At 65.9% G+C, this 19,985-nt stretch carries 19 protein-coding genes; 6 read left to right on the top strand and 13 right to left on the bottom strand.

The window, feature by feature from the left end; all coding sequences use genetic code 11:
- Nucleotides 1-64: 64 nt before the first annotated feature.
- The 3 genes from QZM67_RS22500 (at nucleotide 65) to QZM67_RS22490 (ending at nucleotide 3,443) form a co-directional block, all read left to right on the top strand.
- Nucleotides 65-793 carry a DsbC family protein gene (locus tag QZM67_RS22500; RefSeq protein ID WP_301806755.1) on the top strand — a complete coding sequence of 243 codons (729 nt, stop codon included), beginning with the start codon at nucleotides 65-67 and terminating at the stop codon, nucleotides 791-793.
- Between the two features lie 106 nt (nucleotides 794-899).
- Nucleotides 900-2,699 (top strand): M61 family metallopeptidase, encoded by a 1,800-nt coding sequence (locus QZM67_RS22495; RefSeq protein ID WP_301806753.1) that lies wholly within the window; start codon nucleotides 900-902, stop codon nucleotides 2,697-2,699.
- A gap of 147 nt (nucleotides 2,700-2,846) precedes the next feature.
- The gene (locus QZM67_RS22490) at nucleotides 2,847-3,443 is read left to right on the top strand and encodes an FMN-dependent NADH-azoreductase (protein WP_043191557.1); all 597 of its coding nucleotides are present in this window, start codon (nucleotides 2,847-2,849) and stop codon (nucleotides 3,441-3,443) included.
- 118 nt (nucleotides 3,444-3,561) lie between these two features.
- On the opposite strand, the gene QZM67_RS22485 is transcribed toward QZM67_RS22490, so the two are convergent.
- The 8 genes from QZM67_RS22485 to rpe all read right to left on the bottom strand — a co-directional run bounded on the left by QZM67_RS22485 (nucleotide 3,562) and on the right by rpe (nucleotide 10,874).
- Nucleotides 3,562-4,467, bottom strand: a complete 906-nt coding sequence (locus tag QZM67_RS22485; RefSeq protein WP_301806751.1) for a uracil-DNA glycosylase — start codon at nucleotides 4,465-4,467, stop codon at nucleotides 3,562-3,564.
- A gap of 13 nt (nucleotides 4,468-4,480) precedes the next feature.
- Nucleotides 4,481-5,107 (bottom strand): CYTH domain-containing protein, encoded by a 627-nt coding sequence (locus QZM67_RS22480; RefSeq protein ID WP_089449834.1) that lies wholly within the window; start codon nucleotides 5,105-5,107, stop codon nucleotides 4,481-4,483.
- On the bottom strand, nucleotides 5,107-5,892 hold the full coding sequence (gene trpC, locus QZM67_RS22475; RefSeq protein ID WP_089449835.1) for an indole-3-glycerol phosphate synthase TrpC: 786 nt from the start codon (nucleotides 5,890-5,892) through the stop codon (nucleotides 5,107-5,109). The genes QZM67_RS22480 and trpC overlap by 1 nt, the downstream gene beginning before the upstream one ends.
- 29 nt (nucleotides 5,893-5,921) lie before the next feature.
- Entirely contained in the window at nucleotides 5,922-6,953 is a 1,032-nt protein-coding gene (gene trpD, locus QZM67_RS22470) for an anthranilate phosphoribosyltransferase (protein ID WP_175023494.1), read from the bottom strand.
- A 13-nt stretch (nucleotides 6,954-6,966) separates the two neighbouring features.
- Nucleotides 6,967-7,554, bottom strand: coding sequence for an aminodeoxychorismate/anthranilate synthase component II (locus QZM67_RS22465; protein ID WP_043191542.1), 588 nt, complete (start codon nucleotides 7,552-7,554; stop codon nucleotides 6,967-6,969).
- Nucleotides 7,555-7,567: 13 nt separating this feature from the next.
- Nucleotides 7,568-9,061 carry an anthranilate synthase component I gene (gene trpE, locus QZM67_RS22460; RefSeq protein WP_039362349.1) on the bottom strand — a complete coding sequence of 498 codons (1,494 nt, stop codon included), beginning with the start codon at nucleotides 9,059-9,061 and terminating at the stop codon, nucleotides 7,568-7,570.
- A gap of 357 nt (nucleotides 9,062-9,418) precedes the next feature.
- Entirely contained in the window at nucleotides 9,419-10,183 is a 765-nt protein-coding gene (locus QZM67_RS22455; protein ID WP_301806748.1) for a phosphoglycolate phosphatase, read from the bottom strand.
- Nucleotides 10,184-10,187: 4 nt separating this feature from the next.
- Nucleotides 10,188-10,874, bottom strand: coding sequence for a ribulose-phosphate 3-epimerase (rpe, locus tag QZM67_RS22450; RefSeq protein WP_301806746.1), 687 nt, complete (start codon nucleotides 10,872-10,874; stop codon nucleotides 10,188-10,190).
- Nucleotides 10,875-11,052: 178 nt separating this feature from the next.
- Between rpe and apaG the strand changes: the two genes are divergently transcribed.
- Nucleotides 11,053-11,427: a Co2+/Mg2+ efflux protein ApaG gene (gene apaG, locus QZM67_RS22445; protein ID WP_011350820.1), complete on the top strand. Its 375-nt coding sequence runs from the start codon at nucleotides 11,053-11,055 to the stop codon at nucleotides 11,425-11,427.
- Between the two features lie 89 nt (nucleotides 11,428-11,516).
- A complete protein-coding gene (locus QZM67_RS22440; RefSeq protein ID WP_043191900.1) occupies nucleotides 11,517-12,749 on the top strand; it encodes a murein transglycosylase A in 1,233 nt (410 codons plus the stop codon).
- A 256-nt stretch (nucleotides 12,750-13,005) separates the two neighbouring features.
- On the opposite strand, the gene paaK is transcribed toward QZM67_RS22440, so the two are convergent.
- The 5 genes from paaK to paaN form a co-directional block, all read right to left on the bottom strand.
- A complete protein-coding gene (paaK, locus tag QZM67_RS22435; protein ID WP_301806744.1) occupies nucleotides 13,006-14,304 on the bottom strand; it encodes a phenylacetate--CoA ligase PaaK in 1,299 nt (432 codons plus the stop codon).
- 38 nt (nucleotides 14,305-14,342) lie between these two features.
- Entirely contained in the window at nucleotides 14,343-14,795 is a 453-nt protein-coding gene (gene paaI / locus QZM67_RS22430; RefSeq protein WP_043191528.1) for a hydroxyphenylacetyl-CoA thioesterase PaaI, read from the bottom strand.
- Nucleotide 14,796: 1 nt separating this feature from the next.
- Entirely contained in the window at nucleotides 14,797-15,588 is a 792-nt protein-coding gene (gene paaG / locus QZM67_RS22425; protein ID WP_089449838.1) for a 2-(1,2-epoxy-1,2-dihydrophenyl)acetyl-CoA isomerase PaaG, read from the bottom strand.
- Nucleotides 15,589-15,633: 45 nt separating this feature from the next.
- Nucleotides 15,634-16,836, bottom strand: coding sequence for a 3-oxoadipyl-CoA thiolase (gene pcaF, locus QZM67_RS22420; RefSeq protein ID WP_301806743.1), 1,203 nt, complete (start codon nucleotides 16,834-16,836; stop codon nucleotides 15,634-15,636).
- An 87-nt stretch (nucleotides 16,837-16,923) separates the two neighbouring features.
- On the bottom strand, nucleotides 16,924-18,630 hold the full coding sequence (paaN, locus tag QZM67_RS22415) for a phenylacetic acid degradation protein PaaN (RefSeq protein WP_301806741.1): 1,707 nt from the start codon (nucleotides 18,628-18,630) through the stop codon (nucleotides 16,924-16,926).
- Nucleotides 18,631-18,759: 129 nt separating this feature from the next.
- On the opposite strand from paaN, the gene QZM67_RS22410 reads away from it, so the two are divergent.
- Complete coding sequence (locus tag QZM67_RS22410; RefSeq protein ID WP_021156980.1) at nucleotides 18,760-19,536, top strand: enoyl-CoA hydratase; 777 nt, start codon at nucleotides 18,760-18,762, stop codon at nucleotides 19,534-19,536.
- The last annotated feature ends 449 nt before the right edge of the window (nucleotides 19,537-19,985 follow it).

Raw genomic sequence — 19,985 nt, 5'->3', positions numbered from 1 at the left:
GGACACGGTTCCGTTACGGCGTACACTGTGCCGTGCACACCGATTGAGCTGAAGGAAGATTTCGATGAAAAAACCGATCCGCATCGCGTCGCTGGCGCTGGCCGTCACGATGGCGACGCTTGGCTGCACCGCGCAGGCCGACCAGACCACCGACAAGCTGAAAGCCACGCTGCAGGCCCGTCTCGGCAACGACGCGCCGATCAAGAGCGTGTCGAAATCGCCGGTCGCGGGCCTTTATGAAGTCAACCTCGGCTCGCAGATCATCTATAGCGATGCGGCGGGCGACTACGTGCTGCTCGGCGATCTCGTCGACGCCAAGACACACAAGAACCTGACCGACGCACGCCTGTCCGAAATCAACAAGATCGACTTCGCGAGCCTGCCGTTCGCGAATGCGATCAAGGTCGTCAAGGGCAACGGCGCCCGCAAGATCGCGGTGTTCTCCGATCCGAACTGCCCGTACTGCAAGAAACTCGAGACGACGCTGCAGTCGGTCGACAACGTGACCGTCTACACGTTCCTGTACCCGGTTCTGTCGCCGGATTCGACCGCGAAGTCGAAGGCGATCTGGTGTGCGACCGACCGCGCGAAAACGTGGCAGGGCTGGATGCTCGACCATCGTGCCCCGTCCGGCGCCGGTACCTGCGATACCACTGCGCTCGACAAGAACCTCGCGCTCGGCCGCGGGATGAACGTCACGGGCACGCCGACGATCTTCCTGCCGGACGGTCGCCGCCTGCCGGGCGCGGTGTCGGCCGACCAGCTCAACCAGGCGCTCGCTTCGAGCAAGTAACCGACCACACGCCGGGCCGCATGGCCCGGCCAGCGAGGGGCGCCCGCGTGATCTGCCGGCGCCTCTCTTCGTTTCCGCCGCCGTATTCGACCGACCGATTGCCACGATGACCCAGCCGATCCGCTATTCGATTGCCCCGAAAGATCTTGCCGCGCACCTGTTCGAAGTAACGGTGACGGTCGCCGATCCCGATCCCGAAGGCCAGCGCTTTTCGTTGCCGGTGTGGATTCCGGGCAGCTACCTGGTGCGCGAGTTCGCGCGCAACATCGTGACGCTCGGCGCATACAACGACGCGGGCCGCAAGGTGCGGATCGCGAAGACCGACAAGCACACGTGGCAGGCCGCGCCCGTGAACGGCGCGCTGACGCTGCGCTACGACGTGTATGCATGGGATCTGTCGGTGCGCTCTGCGTATCTCGACGAATCGGGCGGCTTCTTCAACGCGACGGCCGTGTTCCTGAGCGTCGCCGGCCGCGAAAGCGCGCCGTGTGAAGTCGACATCGCGAAGCCGGCCGGCGCGGCGTTCCGCGCGTGGCGCGTCGGTACCGCGTTGCCCGAGGCGCGCGGCACGAAGCGCTACGGGTTCGGTGCGTACCGCGCGTCGAACTACGACGAGCTCTCCGACCATCCGGTGACGATCGGCGAATTCACGCTCGCGACTTTCGATGCTCACGGCGTGCCGCACGACATCGTGATCGCGGGGCGTGTGACACAGCTCGACATGGAGCGCCTGCGTACCGACCTGAAGCGCGTGTGCGAAGCGCAGATCGCGCTGTTCGAGCCGAAATCGAAGAAGGCGCCGATGGACCGCTACGTGTTCATGACGCTGGCGGTCAGCGACGGCTACGGCGGCCTCGAGCATCGCGCGTCGACCGCGCTGATCTGCAACCGCACCGACCTGCCGGTGAAGGGGCGGCCCGAAACGACGGAGGGCTATCGCACGTATCTCGGCCTCTGCAGCCACGAATACTTCCACACGTGGAACGTGAAGCGGATCAAGCCGGCCGCGTTCGTGCCGTACGACCTGTCGAAGGAAAACTACACGTCGCTGCTGTGGCTGTTCGAAGGCTTCACGTCGTATTACGACGACCTGATGCTGGTGCGCAGCGGGCTGATGTCGCAGGACGAATATTTCGCGGCGCTCGGCCGTACCGTCGCCGGCGTGCTGCGCGGCACGGGCCGGCTCAAGCAAAGTGTCGCGGAGAGCTCGTTCGACGCGTGGATCAAGTACTACCGCCAGGACGAGAACGCGACCAACGCGATCGTCAGCTACTACACGAAGGGTTCGCTCGTTGCACTCGCCTTCGATCTCGCGATCCGTGCGCAGACGCGCAACAAGAAGTCGCTCGACGACGTGATGCGCCTGCTGTGGCAACGCTATGGCCGTGACTTCTACCGCGGCAAGCAGGCGGGCGTCGAGGAAAACGAAGTCGAGGCACTGATCGAAGAGGCGACCGGCGTCGCGCTCGGCCGCCTGTTCGCCGATGCCGTGCACGGCACGCGCGACCTGCCGCTCGCCGAGCTGCTCGCACCGTTCGGCGTGACGCTCACGCCTGATGTCGCGAACGGCGCGGCCGCGAAGCCGACGATCGGCGCGCGCCTGCGCGGCGGCGCGGACTGCACGTTCGCGGCCGTCTACGAAGGCGGTGCCGCACATCGCGCGGGGCTGTCGGCCGGCGACACGCTGATCGCGATCGACGGGCTGCGCGTCACGGGCTCCAACCTCGACGCACTGCTCGCGCGCTACCGGCCGGGTGACAAGGTCGAGGTGCACGCGTTCCGCCGCGACGAGCTGCGCACCGCGAAACTGAAGCTCGACGGCCCGGAAGTCACGCGCTACCGGCTGACGGCGGCCGCGAAGCCGGTTGCGGTATCGAAGGCCCGGGAGGCCTGGCTGAAGGGTTGAACCGTCTGAAGCGGGTATCGGGGCGCGATCGAGGATCGTTCTGCTGCTGCAACAATCCGTCGCCCTGAACCCGCTTTTTCGCGGTCATGCGGCCGCGCACAATGGCGTCACTCGCGCTACCGAAGCGCAACCCTACTGGAGCCTGACATGACGACCATTCTGCAAATCAATTCCGCGGCGCGTTCGCAAGGTGCGCAATCCACGCTGCTGTCCAATGAACTGACGGCAAAGCTGCAACAATCGAACCCCGGCGCGAAGGTCGTGGTTCGCGATCTGCTGGCCGATGCACTGCCGCACCTCGACGAATCGGTGCTCGGCGCGTTCTTCACGCCGGCCGACCAGCGCACCGCGGAACAGAATGCGATCGTCGCGAAGAGCGATGCACTGATCGCCGAACTGCAAGCCGCCGACATCATCGTGATCGGCGCACCGATGTACAACTTCGGCATCTCGTCGCAACTGAAGACGTACTTCGACTGGATCGCACGTGCAGGCGTCACGTTCCGCTACACCGAGAATGGTCCGGAAGGCCTGATCAAGGGCAAGAAGGTTCACGTGGTGGCGGCCCGTGGCGGCAAGTACGCCGGTACGCCGAACGACAGCCAGACCCCGTACCTGCGCACGTTCCTCGGCTTCGTCGGCATGACCGACGTGAGCTTCATCTTCGCGGAAGGCCTGAACCTCGGGCCGGATGCGCAGAGCGCCTCGCTCGCAAGCGCACGCGAAGCGATCGCCGCCGCGTAAGGTCGATGCGGGTGCGTCGCACCCGCTGCATCGTCCGATAAAAAAACGCCGCGTCCCGAAAGGGGCGTGGCGTTTTTGCATGCCTGGCGGCGTGGCGAAATAAGCGGCGGCGCAGCCGTCAGGCGAGCGTTTCGGCCACTTCCGGCAGGCGCCAGTCGATCGGTTCGCGGCCTGCATCGACCAGATAGTCGTTCGCCAGCGCGAAATGGCGGCAACCGAGGAAGCCGCGGTGCGCGGACAGCGGCGACGGATGCGGCGCCTCGAGCACGCAATGCGCGCTTGCGTCGAACAGTGCGCGCTTCGCCTGCGCGTGTGCGCCCCACAGCATGAAGACGAGCCCGCGATGGCGGCCGGCGAGTTCGCGGATCAGCGTGTCCGTGCACTGCTCCCAGCCGCGCTTCGCATGGCTTGCAGCGGCGCCGCGCTCGACCGTCAGCACCGTGTTGAGCAGCAGCACGCCCTGGCGTGCCCAGGTGTCGAGGCAGCCGTGGCGCGGCGTGTCATGACCGAAGTTCGCGGCGATTTCCTTGAAGATGTTGCGCAGCGACGGCGGCGTGCGTACGGCCGGCGGCACCGAGAATGCGAGCCCGTGCGCCTGCGGCGTGCCGCGATCGTCGCCGTGATACGGATCCTGGCCGAGGATCACGACCTTCACGTCGTCCGGGCTCGTCAGGCGCAGTGCACGGAACACGTCGGTCGGATAGACCATCTTGCCGGCCGCGCGCTCGTCGTCGACGAAGCGGCACAGCGGCGCGTATGCGTCGCTGTCGGTAAAGGGTTTCAGCACGTCGCGCCAGACGGCCGGCAGCGCGTCGAATTGCGCGGCGAGGTGCGGAACGTTGGCGGCAACAGGCTGCGGTGCCGTCGGGGCCGCAGCCGGTGCGGCGGTTTTCTTTGCGGGCTTGCGCCCAGCCGCGGGCGGCTCGGAAGGCGGGGATGGATTGTCGGCCGGTGCCGTTTCCGGCACGAGATCGTCGAACAGCGACGCCTGTTGCGGCGCGCGGGAAGTCTTGCGGGTTGCCATGCGTGATGCGTGATTATTGCGCGCGCAGCCGGTAGCCGCGCTGCGCCTTGCTGATGTTGTCGGGAGCGAGGCCCGGCAGCGCCTGCTGCAGTTCGGCGGCGAGCGTTGCGAGCGCCGCTTCCGGGCCGTCGATCAGTTCGAGTTCGATTTCGCTGATCGGTTCGCGGCGCGTTTCGTGTTCCGCCTGGACGACGATCTCGCCGAGGTCCACCGCGGCTTCGACGGTTGCGCCGCCGATTGCGATGCGCCACAGCGTACGCGAAAAATCCGTGCGGAACAGTGCGGACAGCGTGCCGGCCGCGTCATTCAGCGCGGCGGCGGCTTCCGGCACGTCGCAGGCCGCGACGAGCGCATCGATCTCGAGCGCGTCGCCGGCGACCGGAAGTTCCCATTCGTGGCGGCGATGCAGGCCGCCTTCGGCGCTGCCGACCGTCTTGAACGTCTGCAGCCAGCCGTGCGGCGCCCGACGCACGCGCACCGCGCTTTTCGAGCGGGCCAGCGCGAGATCGGGCGTGTCGTAGTAGACGTTCGCGAGCGTAATGTCGTGCCCGGGTTCGCCGGTCAGCGTCTCGAAGAAGCGTCGCGCGGCGTCGGCCTGGCCGGCCGGCAGCGCGAGCTTGATTTCCTTTTCGATCGCCATCAGAAGAACATCCGTGCGAGCTCTTCGCCCGGCTGGTCGGCGCGCATGAACGCTTCGCCGACGAGGAACGTGTTCACGTTCGCCGCGCGCATCGTGTCGACGTCGGTACGCGACAGGATGCCCGATTCGGTCACGACGATCCGGTCGGCCGGAATCATGTCGAGCATGTCGAGCGTTGTCTGGATCGACGTCTCGAACGTGCGCAGGTTGCGGTTGTTGATGCCGAGCAGCGGCGTCTTGAGCGTCAGCGCCTGTTCCATTTCGTTGCGGTCGTGTACTTCGACCAGCACCGCGAGGCCGAGCGAGTGTGCGTACGCTTCGAGATCCTGCATCAGCGGCGTGTCGAGCGCGGCCGCGATCAGCAGGATCGCGTCGGCGCCCATCGCGCGCGCTTCCACGATCTGGTACGCGTCGACGATGAAGTCCTTGCGCAGCACCGGCAGCGTGCAGGCTGCGCGCGCTTCCTCGAGGTAGCGGACGCTGCCCTGGAAGAACTGCTCGTCGGTCAGCACCGACAGGCACGCGGCGCCGTGCGCCGCATACGAACGTGCGATGTCGGCCGGCACGAAATGCTCGCGCAGCACGCCCTTCGACGGGCTCGCCTTCTTGATTTCGGAAATCACGGCCGCGTGGCCGGCCGCGTGCTTCGCACGCAGTGCGCCGACGAAGTCGCGCAGGTCGCGCGCGGATGCGTCCAGCTTCAGTGCCTCGAGCGGCGCGCTGCGCATGGCCGCCGCGACTTCTTCGCGCTTGACGGCGATGATTCGGTCGAGAATGTCGCTCATGTGGATTCCTGCTTGATTCGTAAGGGGAGTCAGCGCTTGAACTGCTGCGTGAAGCGCACGAGTTCGTCGACCTTCGCGCGGGCCTTGCCGCTTGCGATCGCTTCGCGGGCGAGCTGGATGCCGTCCGCGATCGATTCGGCGACGTTCGCCGCATAGAGCGCGGTGCCCGCGTTCAGCGTGACGATCTCGCGCGCGACGCCCGGCTGGTTGTCGAGCGCGCCGAGCAGCATCGTGCGCGATTCGTCGGCATTTTCCACCTTCAGCGTGCGGTTCGACACCATCTGCAGGCCGAAGTCTTCCGGATGGATCTCGTATTCATGCACCTTGCCGTCGCGCAGTTCGCCGACGAGCGTCGCCGCACCGAGTGATACCTCGTCCATCCCGTCCTTGCCGTACACGACCAGCACGTGCTGCGCGCCCAGACGCTGCATCACGCGCACCTGGATGCCGACGAGGTCGGCGTGGAACACGCCCATCAGCTGGTTCGGCGCGCCGGCCGGATTGGTCAGCGGGCCGAGGATGTTGAAGATCGTGCGCACGCCGAGCTCGCGGCGCACGGCCGCGATGTTCTTCATCGCCGGGTGATGATTCGGCGCGAACATGAAGCCCATGCCCGTTTCGGCGATCGACGCGGCAACCTGGTCGGACTGCAGGTCGATGTTCACGCCGAGCGCCTCGAGCACGTCGGCGCTGCCGGACTTGCTCGACACGCCGCGGTTGCCGTGCTTCGCGACCTTCGCGCCGGCCGCCGCCGTGACGAACATCGACGCGGTGGAGATGTTGAATGTGTGCGAGCCGTCGCCGCCGGTGCCGACGATGTCGACGAAGTTCGAGTTGTCCTGCACCTCGACGTGGTTCGCGAATTCGCGCATCACGGTCGCGGCGGCGGCGATCTCGCCGATCGTCTCCTTCTTCACACGCAGCCCGGTGATGATCGCGGCCGCCATCACGGGCGACATGTCGCCGCGCATGATGAGCCGCATCAGGTGCAGCATCTCGTCGTGGAAGATCTCGCGGTGTTCGATCGTGCGCTGCAGCGCTTCCTGCGGGGTAATCGTCATCGTGAGGCTCCCGTCAGGCTGCGTGCGCGGCCGCGCGGGCCTGCTTCAGGAAGTTTTCGAGCAGCGCATGGCCGTGCTCGGACAGGATCGATTCCGGATGGAACTGTACGCCTTCGATCGGCAGCGTCTTGTGACGCAGGCCCATGATTTCGCCGTCGTCGGTCCACGCGGAAACCTCGAGGCAGTCGGGCAGCGATTCGCGCTCGACCGCGAGCGAGTGATAGCGCGTGACGTCGAAGTGCTTCGGCAGGTCGGCGAACACGCCGCGGCAGTCGGTTTCGATCTTGCTCACCTTGCCGTGCATGATGGTCTTCGCACGCACGACGCGGCCGCCGAACGCCTCGCCGATCGCCTGATGGCCGAGGCAGACGCCGAGGATCGGCTTCTTGCCCGCGAATTCTTTCAGCACGTCGAGCGTGATGCCTGCGTGCTGTGGGTTGCTCGGGCCGGGTGACAGGCAGATCGCGTCGGGATTCAGGCGCGCGATCTCGTCGAGCGTGATTTCGTCGTTGCGGTAGGTGCGCACGTCCTCGCCGAGTTCGCCGAAGTACTGGACCAGGTTGTAGGTAAACGAATCGTAGTTGTCGATCATGAGCAGCATGGTCAGTCTCCGGTCAGAAGTCGCTATCGAGGCCGTCCTGGACCTGTTCGGCCGCACGCAGCACCGCGCGCGCCTTGTTCTCGGTCTCTTGCCATTCGGATTCGGGCACCGAATCCGCGACGACGCCGGCCGCCGCTTGCACATACAGGTTGCCGTTGTGGATCAGGCCCGTGCGGATCGCGATCGCGAGATCCATCTCGCCCGAGAACGACAGGTAGCCGACGGCACCGCCGTACAACCCGCGCTTGACCGGCTCGAGTTCGTCGATCAGTTCCATCGCACGGACCTTCGGCGCGCCGGACAGCGTGCCGGCCGGGAACGTCGCGCGCAGCACGTCGTAGTTCGTCATGCCGGGCTTCAGCTTGCCTTCGACCGAGCTGACGATGTGCTGCACGTGCGAGTATTTCTCGATGACCATCTGGTCGGTCACGTGCACCGAGCCGATTTCCGCGATGCGGCCGACGTCGTTGCGCGCGAGGTCGATCAGCATCACGTGCTCGGCGATCTCCTTCGGATCGTTGAGCAGTTCGGTCGCGAGTTCCGCGTCGCGCTCGGGCGTGTTGCCGCGCGGACGCGTGCCGGCGAGCGGGCGGATCGTGACGATCTGGTCTTCGCCGCGCTTTTCCTGGCGCACGAGGATTTCCGGCGACGCACCGACCACGTGGAAATCGCCGAAGTTGTAGTAATACATGTACGGCGACGGGTTCAGCGAACGCAGCGCGCGATACAGCGACAGCGGATTGTCGCGATACGGCTTCGTCAGGCGCTGGCCGACCTGGATCTGCATCAGCTCGCCGGCCGCGATGTATTCCTTCGCCTGGCGCACGGCGGCCAGATAGTCGTCCTTCTTGAACTCGCGGAACGTCTCGGTGCGCACGCTCGCCGACGTGACGGGCGGCTGCACGGTCGTGCGCAGGCGTTGCTTCAGTTCGCGCAGGCGCTGTTTCGCCTTCGTATAGGCTTCGGCCTGGCTCGGGTCCGCGTAGATGATCAGGTACAGCTTGCCGGCGAGGTTGTCGATGACCGCGACTTCCTCGGTCAGCAGCAACTGGATGTCGGGCAGGCCGAGATCGTCGCGCGGCGCGGTGTTCGCGAGCTTCTTCTCGATGTAGCGCACCGCGTCGTAGCCGAAATAGCCGGCGAGACCGCCACAGAAGCGCGGCAGGCCCGGACGCTGCGCCACCTTGAAGCGCGCCTGGAACGATTCGATGAACTGGAACGGGTCGCCGTCATGCGTCTCGACGACCTGGCCGTCGCGCACGACTTCCGACACGCCGTTGCGGGTACGCACGAGCGTACGGGCGGGCAGGCCGATGAACGAATAGCGGCCGAAGCGTTCGCCGCCGACCACCGATTCGAGCAGGAACGAGTTGGCGCCCGAGCGTTCGGGCTGGGCCAGCTTCAGGTAGAGGGACAGCGGCGTTTCGAGATCGGCGAGGGCTTCCGCGATCAGCGGGATGCGGTTGTAGCCTTCGTTCGCGAGCGATTGAAATTCGAGTTCGGTCATGTTCCGGTCCTGTTCGGGACGAGCGGCGCGTGCGCCAGGGATCACTTGACGCTGCGCGGGTTGCCGTCGGCGAAAGGGCGGTCGATCGAGAAGTGCCTGTTGCCGGCCGGCACTCCGGGCGTGAACGTCGCGAGCCTGCGGCCGAGCCTGAACGCAAGCGTTCGGACGCGGTAGAACTCGAGGTGGTGCGACGGTCGACGCGCGGATGCGCAGCGAGATAAAAAACGGCGCTGAAGACGTGCTTCAGCGTACCTCATCGAAGAGGTTAGCGCGACCAGCGACGCCAGGGCCAGGCTCCCCGGTCGATGCTGCTCAGACTCCGTTTTTTATTCAGAAACATGCGGATGGAAGAAATAATCAGATGGTTGGCCGGCCGGCGTTGTGCGCAGAAATTGCGCGAGCTGCGACCAGCAACGAATCGACTATACCATCCGAATTTATCGTTTGTATAGCTTTGCCGTGGTTGTAGCCATAGGGCACCGTCAGCGTTGCCATCCCGGCCGCACGGCCTGCCAGCGCATCGTTTTCCGAGTCGCCGATTGCGACCGCCGTATCGGGTGCGACGCCGAGCGCGTTGCAGGCCGTCAGCATCGGCAGCGGATCGGGCTTCTTGCGCGCGACGCTGTCGCCGCCGAGCACGATGCCGAAGCAATCGGCCAGTCCGTATTGCTCGAGCAGCTCGACCGCGAAGCGGTGCGGCTTGTTCGTCACGCACGCGAGCCGGATGCCGGCCGCGCGCAGCGCGTCGAGTCCGGCCGCCACGTCTGGATAGAGGCGCGTGTGGCGGCCGTTGATCTTCGCGTATTCGGTCTGGTAGATCGCCAGCGCGTCGTCGAAGCGCGCGTGCGCTTCGTCGGCCGCGAAGCGCGGCTTCAGCACGCTCTGGATCAGGTGTTCGGAGCCCTTGCCGACGTAGCCGATCACCTCGTCGCGCGACGTGGCCGGCGCGCCGAGCTGCGCAAGCATCCCGTTCAGGCCGGCCGTGAAGTCGTCGGCCGTATCGACCATCGTGCCGTCGAGATCGATCAGCGCCGCGTCGATGCGCGGCGCGGCGAAGCGGATTGGGGCGGCGTGCGTTGCGGCCCCGGCCGGCGCATGGCCGGCGAGCGACGAATCGGCCACGGCGTCAGCTCCGCTCGACGGTAGCGAGCGCAGCGCGCATCTCGTCGATCACCTTGCGGTAGTCGGGCTTGCCGAAGATCGCCGAACCCGCGACGAAGGTGTCGGCACCGGCCGCCGCGATTTCCGCGATGTTGTCGGTCTTCACGCCGCCGTCGACTTCGAGCAGGATCTCGCGGCCGGTGCGCTCGGTGTACGCGTCGATGCGTGCGCGTGCTTCGCGCAGCTTGTTCAGCGTTTCCGGAATGAACGACTGGCCGCCGAAGCCCGGGTTGACCGACATCAGCAGGACGAAGTCGAGGCGATCCATCACGTGGTCGAGGTAGTTCAGCGGCGTGGCCGGGTTGAACACGAGGCCGGCCTTGCAGCCGTGGTCGCGGATCAGCGACAGCGTGCGGTCGATGTGATCGGAGCCTTCCGGGTGGAAGTTGATCAGGTTTGCACCAGCCTTCGCAAAATCGGGCACGATCCGGTCGACCGGGCGCACCATCAGGTGCACGTCGATCGGCACCTGGACGTGCGGGCGGATCGCTTCGCACACGAGCGGGCCGATCGTCAGGTTCGGCACATAATGGTTGTCCATCACGTCGAAGTGGATCCAGTCGGCGCCGGCGGCGACGACGTTGCGGACTTCTTCGCCGAGCCGTGCGAAATCGGCCGACAGGATGCTGGGAGCGATACGGAATTGGGTCATGGCAGGGGAGCGGGGACGTTGCGGCGCAAAACCGTCATTCTACCGTCCGGCGACCCGGTGCGCGGCGGCGGGCCGTGCGGCCGAGGCCCGATTGCGCATAGAATGCCGAACCAATGCGGCGCGCCCGCGGCCCCGTTGCCCCTGCCGGCACGGGCAGTCACCTTCCACCGGAAACATCATGAGTCAGTATCAGTTCACCGTTTCGGTGAAAACCAGCTACTTGCCGGAACAATCCGACCCCGATCGCCGTCAATACGCATTCGCGTACACGCTGACGATCCGCAACACGGGACAGGTCGCGGCGCAGCTGATCGCGCGTCACTGGATCATCACGGACAGCGAGAACCACGTGCAGGAAGTGAAGGGGCTCGGCGTCGTCGGGCACCAGCCGCTGCTGCAGCCGGGCGAGCACTTCGAGTACACGAGCTGGGCCGTGATCGCGACGCCGGTCGGCACGATGCGTGGCGCGTACTTCTGCGTGGCGGAGGACGGCGAGCGCTTCGAGGCGCCGGTCGACGAGTTCGCACTGCACATGCCGCGCACGCTGCATTGAGCGTGCGGAGCGCGTCAGTGCGTTAGCGCGGCTGGCGGTCGTTGTTGCTGCGGGCGTGCTTCTTTCTGCCCGACGACGTCCACACGACGATGAAGATCAGCAGGGCAAGCGCTACGAAGGCTTCGAGCGCGAAGATGAGCATCGGATATTGGTCGAGAAAATCTGACATGGCGGTTTCCATCAAGAACGGACATTGTATGTGGTTTGGGCCCCGGTTGGCCGGGTGGGTGGCGGCGGCCGCAGCGGCGGCGCTGCTTGCCGCGTGCGGCGGTGCGCCGACGCGGACGTCGTCGCTGAAGCCGCCGACCGGCGCGGCGATCGTGCCGGGGCAGGTCGCCGCGAAGCGGCTCACGCCGGTCGCGTGGCAACAGGTACCGGGCTGGCAGGACGATTCGCTGATCGGCGCGGCGGCCGCGCTGCGGCAGAACTGCGTGCGGCTCGCGCGCCAGCCGGCCTGGCAGCGCGCTTGCGCGGCTGCCGACCGGCTCGACGAGCTCGACGTCAGCAGTGCCCGTACGTTCTTCGAAACGTATTTCACGCCGTTCCAGCTCGCGAACACCGACGGTACGCTCGACGGGCTCGTGACCGGCTATTACGAGCCGCTGCTGCATGGTTCGCGCGTGCGTCGCGGTCCGTATCAGTACGCGCTCTACCGCTGGCCGGCCGGTTATCGCGCGGGCGCCGCGCTGCCGGCACGCTCGCAGCTCGAACGCGCCGGCATCCTGAACGGCAACGAACTCGTGTGGGTCGACGATCCGATCGAAGCCTTTTTCCTGCAGGTGCAGGGTTCGGGGCGCGTGCTGCTCGACGACGGTTCGGTGATGCGGGTCGGCTTCGGCGGTACCAACAACCAGCCGTATCGCTCGATCGGCAAGTGGCTGCTCGATCGCGGCGAGCTGACGCCGGCTCAGGCGACGATGCAGGGCATCAAGGCGTGGGCGAAGGCGAACCCGAACCGCGTCGACGCGTTGCTCGACACGAACCCGCGGTTCGTGTTCTTCCGCGACATGCCCACCAAGGAAGATGCACCGCATGGCGGCTCGGACGGCCCGATCGGCGCGCTCGGCGTACCGCTGACGCCGGAGCGTTCGATCGCCGTCGATCCGTCGTCGATCCCGCTCGGCACGCCGGTGTTCCTGCAGACCACGCGCCCGCTGACGAATACGCCGATGAACCGGCTCGTGTTTGCGCAGGATACGGGCTCCGCGATCAAGGGCGGCGTGCGGGCCGACTATTTCTGGGGGCTCGGCGACGACGCAGGCGATCAGGCCGGGCGGATGAAGCAGGTCGGCCGGATGTGGCTGCTGTTCCCGAATTCGTGACATGAGGCGGCCCGGGTTGCCCGGGTCGCCGCCGATGCATCAGATGCGGTATTCGTGGGTGCGACGGTGTGCTTGCGGGACGTCGCGCTGATCGCGAGGGCTCCAGTGCGGTGTCAGTCTTCGTGATGCGCGTGTCGCGTCGACGGGGGCCCCAACGGTGTCCCGGAATGAAACAGCCCGATCGGCATTGGCCGATCGGGCTGTTTCATTTGCAGCCACGGATTGACCGCGCGTCATGCACGCGCAGCGATTGTCGTCAGCCCTTGCGCTTGTCGACGACGCGCCGCGCCTTGCCGACCGAGCGCTCGATCCCGTTCACGGGCAGCACGATGATCACGGCCGTCACGCCGATCAGCGACTTGATGTCGTAGGCGAGCGCCTGTTTTGCCGCATGGATCGCCGCCGTATCGGGTGCGGTCTCGGGGCAAGGCTCGACGTTGAGCGTCAGCACGTCGAGCGGGCCTTCCTTCGTCAGCACGATCTGATAGTGCGGTGCGAGCGCGCGCTGCTTGAGCAACTGTTCCTCGATTTGCGTCGGGAACACGTTGACGCCGCGCACGATCATCATGTCGTCCGAACGCCCCGTGATCTTCTCCATCCGACGCATCGTGCGGGCCGTGCCGGGCAACAGCCGCGTGAGGTCACGGGTCCGGTAACGGACGATCGGCAGCGCCTCCTTCGTCAGCGACGTGAATACAAGCTCGCCGAGTTCGCCGTCCGGAAGCACTTCACCGGTTTCAGGATCGATGATTTCCGGATAGAAGTGGTCTTCCCAGATGGTCGGGCCGTCCTTGGTCTCGACGCATTCGGACGCGACGCCGGGGCCCATCACTTCCGACAACCCGTAAATGTCGACCGCGTCGATGCCCATCCGCTTTTCGATCGCGACGCGCATGTCGTTGGTCCAGGGTTCCGCACCGAAGATGCCGATGCGCAGCGAACTCTGCACGGGATCGAGACCCTGGCGCTCGATTTCGTCGGCGATCGACAGCATGTAGCTCGGCGTCACCATGATGATGTCGGGCCGGAAATCCTGAATCAGCTGTACCTGCTTCTCGGTCTGGCCGCCGCCGAACGGGATCACGGTCAACCCTGCGCGTTCGGCGCCGTAGTGCGCGCCAAGCCCGCCCGTGAACAAGCCGTAGCCGTAGCTGACGTGCACCTTGTCGCCACGGCGCGCCCCGGCGGCGCGGATCGAACGAGCGACGAGATTCGCCCATGTGTCGATGTCGCCGGCCGTATAGCCGACGACCGTCGGCTTGCCGGTCGTGCCTGACGACGCATGAATGCGCGAGATCTGGTCCTGCGGCACCGCGAACATCCCGAACGGGTAACTGTCGCGCAAGTCGCTCTTCGTCGTGAACGGGAAGCGCGACAGGTCGGCGAGCGTCTTCAGGTCGTCCGGGTGGACACCCGCGTCGTCGAACTTGCGACGATAGACGGGGGAGTGGTCATACGCATGCCGGAGCGACCACTTGAGGCGCTCGAGCTGCAGCGCGGTCAGCTCGTCGCGTGAGGCGGTCTCGATCGGCTCGAGCGGTAGCGGGGTAGTCATGCCTGTCTCCAGTGTTTGTTATGTGCGAGCCGTCGACGTCAGCGGTCTTCCGGGATGACCGTGCCCTTGATCTGGGCGGATTTGCCGCGAAACATCGCGACCGTTTCGCCGGTCTGGTTCGTGACGCGGATGTCGTAGATGCCTTGGCGGCCGGCGCGTGCCTGCTCGATCGCCTCGGCCGTCAGCACGTCATCGCCGTGCACGGGGCGCAGGAATTCGATCGAGCAACCGGCCGCGACGGTATTCACGTTGTACGAGTTGCACGCGAACGCGAACGTCGAATCGGCCAGCGTGAAGATGATCCCGCCATGGCAGGTCTGGTGCCCGTTCAGGAATTCGGGCCGCACGCGCATCTGCAGGCGCGCGTAGCCGGCGCGTACTTCGGCGATTTCCATGCCGAACGCGCGGCTGCATGCGTCGGCGTCGTACATCGCCCGTGCGGTGGCGCGGGCCAGCGAATCGGGGTCGAGCGTGGCAGTGGCGTTCGTCATGTCAACGCCCCTCGAAGCGCGGCGCACGCTTCTCGATGAATGCCGTCACGCCTTCCGCATAGTCGTGCGACTGGCCGAGCTTGCGCTGCAGGTCGCGTTCCAGGTCGAGCTGCTGGTCGAGCGTGTTCGTGACACCGTCGCGCATCGATTGCTTGATCGATGCGATCGCGAGCGTCGGCTGCTGCGCGAGCTGGGTGGCGAGCTGGCGGGCTGACGCGACGAGTGCGTCGTCGTCGACCGCGCGCCAGATCAAGCCCCATTGCTCGGCCTGTTCGGCGCCGAGCTTGTCGCCGGTCAGCGCGAGCCCGAGCGCGCGTGCCATCCCGACGCGTTGCGGCAGGAACCAGGTACCGCCCGAATCGGGTACGAGCCCGATCTTGACGAAGGCCTGGATGAAACTGCTCGAGCGGGCGGCGAACACGAGATCGCAAGCGAGCGCGAGATTCGCGCCGGCGCCGGCCGCCGTGCCGTTGACGGCGGCGATTACCGGAATCGGCAGACGCTGCAGGCGGCGGATCAGCGGATTGAAGTGCTCGTCGATCAGCGTGCCGAGGTCGGTGGACGCGCCCGGCGTGAAGTCGAGATCGGCCAGGTCCTGGCCTGCGCAGAAGCCGCGCCCCGCACCTGTCAGGATCAGCGCGCGTGCGCCGGCCGCCTCGACATCATCGAGTGCCGATTGCAGCTCGCGATGCATCGCCCGCGTAAAGCTGTTCAGCTTGTCGGGGCGGTTGAGGGTAATCGTGGCCACGTTCGAGGCCTGATCGATATCCAACTGAATCGCCTGATAGGACATGCAGTGTCTCCTTCATGACTTCGTTATAGGCGCGCGGTGCGTGGGTTACACGCGTTCGATCGCGAGCGCGATACCCTGGCCGACGCCGATGCACATCGTACAGAGCGCGAAGCGACCGCCCGTACGCTCGAGTTGGTGGAGTGCCGTGGTCACGAGCCGGGCGCCCGATGCACCGAGCGGATGGCCCAGTGCGATCGCACCGCCGTTCGGGTTCACGCGCGGATCGTCGTCGGCGACGCCGAGCATGCGCAGTACCGCGAGGCCTTGCGAGGCGAACGCCTCGTTCAGTTCGATCACGTCGAACTGGTCGATGGTCATGCCGAGCTGGCGCAGCAGTTTCTGCGTGGCCGGCGCGGGGCCGATGCCCATCACGCGCGGTGCGACGCCGGCCGTCGCCATGCCGATGACGCGTGCGCGGCGGCGCAAGCCGTACTGGTCGACTGCCTGCGCATTGGCGAGCAGTAGCGCGCACGCACCGTCGTTGACGCCGGATGCGTTGCCGGCCGTCACCGAACCGTCCTGACGCACGACACCCTTGAGCTTCGCAAGCGCTTCGAGCGACGTCTCGCGCGGATGCTCGTCGCGCGAGACGACCACCGGATCGCCTTTCTTCTGCGGAATCGTGACCGCGACGATTTCGTCGGCGAGCGTGCCGTCCTGCTGCGCACGCGCGGCCTTCTGCTGGCTGCGCAGCGCGAACAGATCCTGGTCGGCGCGGCTGATGTTGTAGTCGACCGCGACGTTCTCGGCCGTCTCGGGCATCGAATCGACGCCGTGCAGCTGTTTCATCAGCGGATTGATGAAGCGCCAGCCGATCGTCGTGTCGAAAATGTCTGCCTGGCGCGCGAACGCGCTCGTGGCCTTGCCCATCACGAACGGCGCACGCGTCATGCTCTCGACGCCGCCGGCGATCATCAGGCGCGCCTCGCCCGCCTTGATCGCGCGCGCGGCCGTGCCGATCGCGTCCATCCCGGAGCCGCACAGCCGGTTCAGTGTCGTGCCGGGCACGTCGGTCGGCAGGCCTGCGAGCAGCGCTGACATGCGCGCGACGTTGCGGTTGTCCTCGCCGGCCTGGTTCGCGCAGCCGTAGATCACGTCGTCGATCGCCGTCCAGTCGACGTTGCGGTTGCGCTCGACGAGCGCCTTGAGCGGTACCGCACCGAGGTCGTCGGCGCGGACATCTTTCAGGGCGCCGCCGTAGCGGCCGATGGGGGTGCGAATCGCGTCGCAGATATAGGCGTCTGTCATGAGCGTATCGATGAGCAACGGACCCGCCGGGTGGCGGATTCGTTCATGGTAGAGAACGTGGCGGCGTTTGCACGTCGACCAATCGGGTTATGCCGGTTGGCCGGCTTCCGCAGGTGCCGCTTTCGGCGCAACATGGACGCGGCTTTGCACCACGCGGAACCGGTTGGCGACGAACGCCGGGTCGGCCAGCGCTGCGTTGGCTGCCGGGTTCGCGCCCGTGCCGTGGAAATCCGAGAATGCGGCCGACTGGTTCACGAACACACCGCCCGTCAGGTTGATCGACAGTGCGACTCCGCCGCGCACCGCCGCATCGTGGGCGGCGTCGACCATCGCATCGTCAGTGCTGTAAACGGAGAGCGTCAGCGCACCATGTTCCGCCGCGATTTCGCCGGCGAGATCGAGCGACTGCGCGGTCGAGTCGGTCGCGATCACGAACGAGATCGGGCCGAACCACTCCTGCGTGAATTTCTCGCGATCGGCCACGTCGAGTTGCAGCACGAGCGGCGTGCGCACGCGGGCATCGGGGAACGCAGGGTGCTGGAGGGTAAGGCTGTCGGCGAGCACGCGGCCGAGCTGGCGGGCGTCGTCGATGCGTGCGGTCACGCCTTCGTTCTGGATTGCGCCGATCAGTTCGACCGAGCGTGCCGGGTCGCCGGTGAGCTTTTGCACGGCAACGGTGATTGCCTGTGCGACTTCGTCGAAGCTCGCATGGCCGTCCGCCGTCCGGATGCCGTCGCGCGGCACATAGATGTTCTGCGGCGCCGTGCACATCTGGCCGGAGTACAGCGCCAGCGAGAATGCAATGTTCTTGGCGGCGGCCTTCAAATCGTCGGTCGAGTCGATCACGATCTGATTGACGCCGGCCTTCTCGGTATAGACCTGTGCCTGATGGGCATGGCGTTCGAGCCACGTGCCGTTTTGCGTGCTGCCGGTGAAGTCGATCAGCTTGACCTCGGGGCGCAGCGCGAGATCCTGAACGAGTGCGCCGTCGTTGGGTTCGGTCGCGAGGAGCGTGACGACGTTCGGATCGAAACCGGCTTCGCGCAGTACGTCGCGAGCGATCCGGACGGTGATGGCGAGCGGCAGGATCGCGCCCGGATGCGGTTTGACGATCACGGTATTGCCGGTTGCCAGATCGGCGAACAGGCCCGGGTAGCCGTTCCAGGTCGGGAACGTGCAGCAGCCGAGCACGAGCCCGGTGCCGCGCGGGACGATCGTGTAGCGCTTGTGCATCGCGAGCGGCGGGTTCTTGCCTTGCGGCTTTTCCCAGTGCGCGTCGGCCGGGATGCGGCGCAGTTCGTCCCAGGCATAGGCGACTGCCTCGAGCGCACGATCTTGTGCGTGCGGGCCGCCGGCCTGGAACGCCATCATGAATGCCTGCCCCGTGGTGTGCATCACGCTGTAGGCGATCTCGAAGCTTGCGCGATTCAGGCGCGCGAGGATTTCGAGGCTGACGCCGATCCAGGCGCTCGGGCCGGCTTCGCGCCACGCGCGTTGCGCGGCGGCAGCGGCGGCGATCAGTTCGTCAGGTGTCGACTTCGGATACCGGATGCCCAGTGCAATGCCGTACGGCGACCGCTCTGCGCCGACCGTTTCCCCGGACGCCGGCTGATCGAGCGCGAACGTCTGGTCGAGGTGCGACTTGAACGCGGCCTCGCCATCTGCGTTCGCGCTTTCCCCGTACACTTTGGGGCTCGGCATTTCGGCGAACGGGCTCCAGTACCCGCGGCTCTCGATGGCGGCGAGTGCGTGCTTCAGCGTGTCTTCGTGCTTCGTGAACAGTGCATGGGTCATGGCGGCAGCCTGATGGACGTTGAGAGGGGTTGGATCGATTAATTAACCGACCGGTTGGTCGGAGAATGGTAGCATCAAACTATTCGCATGTGCGAGGCGTTTCTCATTTCATTGATCGAGGAGAAATAGATGGCTTACGAGAACATCCTGGTGGAGACCCGGGGGCGTGTCGGGCTGGTTACGCTGAATCGCCCGAAAGCGCTGAATGCGCTGAACGATGCGCTGATGGATGAACTGGGTGACGCGCTGAAGGCGTTCGATGCGGACGATGGCATCGGCGCGATCGTCGTGACCGGCAGCGAGAAGGCGTTCGCGGCCGGCGCTGACATCGGCATGATGGCGACCTACTCCTATATGGATGCCTACCGGGGCGACTACATCACGCGCAACTGGGAGACGGTTCGCGAGATCCGCAAGCCGATCATTGCCGCGGTTTCGGGCTTTGCGCTGGGTGGTGGCTGTGAACTGGCCATGATGTGCGACATCATCTTCGCGGCGGACACGGCCAAGTTCGGCCAGCCGGAAATCAAGTTGGGTGTCATGCCGGGTGCGGGCGGCACGCAGCGTCTGCCGCGCGCGGTGTCGAAGGCGAAGGCGATGGACATGTGCCTGACGGCCCGCTTCATGGATGCCGCCGAAGCGGAGCGCGCGGGGCTCGTGTCGCGCGTGCTGCCGGCCGACACGCTGCTCGACGAGGCGATTGCCGCTGCGGCGACGATCGCCGAGTTTTCGCTGCCGGCGGTCATGATGGTCAAGGAGTCGGTGAATCGTGCGTACGAGACGACGCTTGCCGAAGGTGTCCACTTCGAGCGTCGGCTGTTCCATTCGCTGTTCGCGACCGAAGACCAGAAGGAGGGGATGGCGGCATTCGTCGAAAAACGGAAGCCGGTATTCAAGCACCGCTGATCGGGCTGCCTGGGTGGCGGTCGGCGACTGAACGGTATCGGTTGTCGGCGTGATTGCCCGGCCTGTCGAGCCCCAAGCCCCCGTGCGCGGTAGCGCACGGGGGCTTTTTCAAAATATTTTCACAAAGGGGCTTGCGTAGTTGGGGGCGGGTGCTTAGAATCACGCCTCTTTCGCGCTAACGGAAACACGGCGCGGAAGAGGGAAGCAAGGTTGGCGGTGTGCTGAAGTCTGAAGCGCGCCACTGGCCTGGAAGTTGAGCCCCGCAGTCGCAACGATGTAGTGAAAAAAGTTGTTGACGAAATGCGAAACACGGTTCATAATTTCGCTTCTCTGCTGCTGAAAACGCAGCGCTGCTGAGAAACACGAAGTTCCTCGCAGAAACGCTCTTTAAAAATTAACAGCCGATAAGTGTGGGCGCTTGATGGAAGCGAGCTGATCCTCGGATCAGA

The organism is Burkholderia sp. AU45251 (assembly GCF_030482905.1).
GTDB classification, from domain to species: Bacteria; Pseudomonadota; Gammaproteobacteria; order Burkholderiales; family Burkholderiaceae; genus Burkholderia; species Burkholderia aenigmatica.
Note: the sequence above shows the minus strand (reverse complement) of the source record. Positions and strands in the feature narration are given on the sequence as shown.

Bases quoted from the DNA above. Each gene is read 5' to 3' on its own strand.
- QZM67_RS22500 (WP_301806755.1), top strand. From the start codon at position 65: ATGAAAAAACCGATCCGCATCGCGTCGCTGGCGCTGGCCGTCACGATG.
- QZM67_RS22495 (WP_301806753.1), top strand. From the start codon at position 900: ATGACCCAGCCGATCCGCTATTCGATTGCCCCGAAAGATCTTGCCGCG.
- QZM67_RS22490 (WP_043191557.1), top strand. From the start codon at position 2,847: ATGACGACCATTCTGCAAATCAATTCCGCGGCGCGTTCGCAAGGTGCG.
- QZM67_RS22485 (WP_301806751.1), bottom strand. From the start codon at position 4,467: ATGGCAACCCGCAAGACTTCCCGCGCGCCGCAACAGGCGTCGCTGTTC.
- QZM67_RS22480 (WP_089449834.1), bottom strand. From the start codon at position 5,107: ATGGCGATCGAAAAGGAAATCAAGCTCGCGCTGCCGGCCGGCCAGGCC.
- trpC (WP_089449835.1), bottom strand. From the start codon at position 5,892: ATGAGCGACATTCTCGACCGAATCATCGCCGTCAAGCGCGAAGAAGTC.
- trpD (WP_175023494.1), bottom strand. From the start codon at position 6,953: ATGACGATTACCCCGCAGGAAGCGCTGCAGCGCACGATCGAACACCGC.
- QZM67_RS22465 (WP_043191542.1), bottom strand. From the start codon at position 7,554: ATGCTGCTCATGATCGACAACTACGATTCGTTTACCTACAACCTGGTC.
- trpE (WP_039362349.1), bottom strand. From the start codon at position 9,061: ATGACCGAACTCGAATTTCAATCGCTCGCGAACGAAGGCTACAACCGC.
- rpe (WP_301806746.1), bottom strand. From the start codon at position 10,874: ATGACCCAATTCCGTATCGCTCCCAGCATCCTGTCGGCCGATTTCGCA.
- apaG (WP_011350820.1), top strand. From the start codon at position 11,053: ATGAGTCAGTATCAGTTCACCGTTTCGGTGAAAACCAGCTACTTGCCG.
- QZM67_RS22440 (WP_043191900.1), top strand. From the start codon at position 11,517: ATGAAGATCAGCAGGGCAAGCGCTACGAAGGCTTCGAGCGCGAAGATG.
- paaK (WP_301806744.1), bottom strand. From the start codon at position 14,304: ATGACTACCCCGCTACCGCTCGAGCCGATCGAGACCGCCTCACGCGAC.
- paaI (WP_043191528.1), bottom strand. From the start codon at position 14,795: ATGACGAACGCCACTGCCACGCTCGACCCCGATTCGCTGGCCCGCGCC.
- paaG (WP_089449838.1), bottom strand. From the start codon at position 15,588: ATGTCCTATCAGGCGATTCAGTTGGATATCGATCAGGCCTCGAACGTG.
- pcaF (WP_301806743.1), bottom strand. From the start codon at position 16,836: ATGACAGACGCCTATATCTGCGACGCGATTCGCACCCCCATCGGCCGC.
- paaN (WP_301806741.1), bottom strand. From the start codon at position 18,630: ATGACCCATGCACTGTTCACGAAGCACGAAGACACGCTGAAGCACGCA.
- QZM67_RS22410 (WP_021156980.1), top strand. From the start codon at position 18,760: ATGGCTTACGAGAACATCCTGGTGGAGACCCGGGGGCGTGTCGGGCTG.